The sequence below is a fragment of the Candidatus Glomeribacter gigasporarum BEG34 genome, from assembly GCF_000227585.1.
Taxonomy (GTDB): domain Bacteria; phylum Pseudomonadota; class Gammaproteobacteria; order Burkholderiales; family Burkholderiaceae; genus Glomeribacter; species Glomeribacter gigasporarum_B.
The window spans coordinates 1-2,372 of sequence record NZ_CAFB01000098.1 but is presented as its reverse complement, the minus strand read 5'-3'; the positions used below and the strand labels follow the sequence as shown (position 1 = coordinate 2,372).

The following is a 2,372-nucleotide window of genomic DNA, read 5'->3' as shown; positions in this document are numbered from 1 at the left end:
AGAAAAACGCAGGTGAGCATGCGCATATTGAAATATATGCGCCAGCCAAGCTTAGATTGAGTTGGCATAGGAAAAGGGAGATTCAGGAGTTCAGGAGAAAAGATGAAATCCTTTAGAGATTTAATACGCATCGCATTCATTGCCTGCTGGACAGGATATCTCGGCAATGCGTCTGGAGATCAGGATGCGCTTCATTTGAAAAACGACGCACAGGCGCGTTTCAAGCATGCAACTGCGCTTGCGCAGCAAGGTCAGGACGATGAGGCAATCGCTCTGTTCGATGCGCTCATTGCGCAATACCCGGAACTACCTGAACCCTATAACAATCTGGCCGCGCTGCACGCCAAATATGGCCGTCTCGACGCGGCCCGCGCCGCGCTCGAATCTGCGCTCGCGGTGCATTCCGATTATGCGCTCGCATACCAGAATCTCGGCAGAGTATATCTGCAACTGGCCGAGCGCGCATACCAGCGCACTCTAGAGCTTGAGCCGCGCAACGCCAGCGCCAAGCGGATGCAACAACGCATTCAATCTATTCTGGCGCCTTCCGCTAAAAGTCGCTGAAAGGCCGTGGACCAAGACTTACGAGGACAGAGCCGCTTGGCGAGCGACGAGCGCGTTGTCTATTCCCGGATGATATCAACGCCCGGAGGCATATCAAATTTGAACATGCGCTCAGGCAAAGGCGAATTTTTTTCGAGCGCGCTTAAAGTCAGCACGGTGAGATTGCCAAAGGCATCGTGCAATTCCATCGATTCCGGCTGACCGTTACGAAAACCAAGCAGAATCCGCCGATAGGGCGATTCGTCCGTTTTTTTGGGCGTCATTTTAAGCCATTCGAGCCCGTCGCGCGCGGCCTGCGGGCGCAGCGCAAAATCGTGTTCAAGATTGTTGCGGCCAAACAGCACCGCCAGAGGACTCGCGCTGAACGCTTGGTCGAGCGGGTGCAGCATCACCTGATTTAAATCCTTGTCGTAGATATAAAATGTTTTGCCGTCGGATTGCAATATTTGTTGATAGGGCTGCTCGTAGCGCCAGATAAACCTGCCGGGCCGGGAGAACAAAAAAGTCCCGCTTGAGCGGCGCGCAGGCAGCGGCGCCGCGGGACGCGCGGACTCGCCGCGCGACGGCGCTTCGATCAATGTCTGGACAAAGCGGCCTCGCGCCGCGTGCACCTGCGCAACGAAGGCCCGCAATTGTTCGATACTGTCCGCGCGCGCGCAGGACGCTGGATAGAGCGCTACGGCCAATCCAAGCGCTAGAGCATTTTGGCGAGCGCGAAGCGGCACAGTGCAAGCCGATGAAAAACGCGCTCTCCAGAACGATAAAAAGGCTCGATACATCTTGGATTAATCCTCCCGGTTCGGCGCCAGAATCTCGCGATTGCCGCTTGAGGTCATCGCCGAGACCAATCCCGCCTGTTCCATCTGTTCAAGCAGCCGTGCGGCGCGGTTATAGCCGATTCGCAAATGCCGCTGCACCAGCGAAATCGATGCGCGGCGGTTTTGAATCACGATCTCGACCGCCTGATCATAGAGCGGATCGGCTTCCGCGTCCGCTTCACCGCCCGCGCTGCCAAAGAACTCGCCCATTTCGCTCTGCGCCCCGCCCTCGAGCAATCCTTCGACATAGTCCGGCTCGCCCTGTTCTTTCAGTTTTTCAACCACGCGATGGACTTCGTCATCGGAGACAAAGGCGCCGTGCACGCGTACCGGCAAACCTGTTCCCGGCGGCAGATACAACATATCGCCCATGCCGAGCAGCGATTCGGCGCCCTGCTGGTCCAGAATCGTGCGCGAGTCAATTTTTGAAGACACTTGAAACGCGATGCGCGTCGGCACATTCGCTTTGATCAAGCCGGTAATCACATCGACCGAAGGCCGCTGCGTCGCCAGAATCAGGTGAATTCCCGCGGCGCGCGCCTTTTGCGCAATCCGCGCAATCAGTTCTTCAATTCTTTTTGCCGACAACCATCATCAGATCAGCCAGTTCGTCGATCACGACCACAATCTGCGGCAGCCGCGCGAGTGGCTCCGGCGCGTCGGGCGTCAGACTGAAGGGATGGGGGATGGTCTCATCGCGCTTGCCGGCCTCCAGGATTTTGTGGTTATAGCCGCCCAGATTGCGCACGCCAAGCTGGCTCATCAATCTATAACGGCGCTCCATTTCAGCAACCGCCCAATTGAGCGCATGCGCGGCCTGCCGCATATCGGTGACTACCGGACACAGCAAATGCGGCACGCCGTTGTAAACGCTCAGTTCCAGCATCTTGGGATCGATTAAAATCATCCGCACCTGCTCAGCCCTTGCTTTATAGAGCAACGACAAGATCATCGCGTTCACGCCGACCGATTTACCCGAACCCGTCGTCC

The 2,372-nt window shown here is 56.9% G+C and carries 2 protein-coding genes and 1 pseudogene; 1 reads left to right on the top strand and 2 read right to left on the bottom strand.

The window, feature by feature from the left end:
- Window positions 1-102: 102 nt before the first annotated feature.
- Window positions 103-564, top strand: coding sequence for a tetratricopeptide repeat protein (locus CAGGBEG34_RS12025; protein ID WP_050009398.1), 462 nt, complete (start codon window positions 103-105; stop codon window positions 562-564).
- 59 nt (window positions 565-623) lie between these two features.
- Here CAGGBEG34_RS12025 and lolA read toward each other — a convergent pair whose 3' ends face one another.
- Both lolA and CAGGBEG34_RS09035 read right to left on the bottom strand, forming a co-directional pair.
- Entirely contained in the window at window positions 624-1,343 is a 720-nt protein-coding gene (gene lolA, locus CAGGBEG34_RS09040) for an outer membrane lipoprotein chaperone LolA (RefSeq protein ID WP_102033322.1), read from the bottom strand.
- A 6-nt stretch (window positions 1,344-1,349) separates the two neighbouring features.
- A pseudogene (locus tag CAGGBEG34_RS09035) lies at window positions 1,350-2,372 on the bottom strand (DNA translocase FtsK); the annotation flags it as partial.